At 76.8% G+C, this 568-nt stretch carries 1 protein-coding gene; it reads left to right on the top strand.

All coding sequences use genetic code 11. The features are described from left to right. Window positions 1–472, top strand: a 472-nt coding sequence (locus tag AC2W7J_RS18690; protein WP_485984306.1) for a hypothetical protein, incomplete at its 5' end; no start/stop codon positions are given. Between the last annotated feature and the right edge of the window lie 96 nt (window positions 473–568).

Here is a 568-nt window from a genome sequence, read left to right as displayed (position 1 = left end):
GCCGCACTCGCCTGGGGTGACGACCGCGCCTGCCGCACTCGCCGTGGGGCGAAAGGGGCGGATCGGCGCGCTCCTCGCCCCTCGTGCTGCTGCCGCGGATCGCGGCCGGTCTCGTGCGGCCGGCCGACGCACGACCACCTACAGCGACACCGTGCGCACCGCCCTGTGGGGCACCCTGCTCGCGACCGTCGTCCCGGTCGTGGGAGTGGTGCTCGCCGCCGTCGGTCTCGTCCTGCTCGTCGGCGGTGACTCGCGTCGCCGGGCCCGCGGGATCACGCTCGCCGTCGTGCCGCTCGCCCTCGCCGGGCCGTGGCTGCTCGCCCTGCAGGAGCAGCCGCTCCGGCTGCTCACCGGGTGGGGCATGACCGACGTGCAGCTGAGCACCTCCGCGACCGACCTGGCCCTCGGCCAGCTGCCCGGTGGCGCCCCGACCACGTGGTCAGGACCGCGGCCGTCCTCGCGATCGGCCTGACTCGCCCTGCTCGTGCCCGGTCGTCGTGCCGGGTCGTGGCTCGCGGGTCTCGTCGGCCTGCTCGGCCTCGGCTGGGCCCTCGGAGCGCCCCACCTC

The organism is Janibacter sp. CFPM2_SD2 (assembly GCF_057364645.1).
This window is presented reverse-complemented; position numbering and strand designations above follow the sequence as displayed.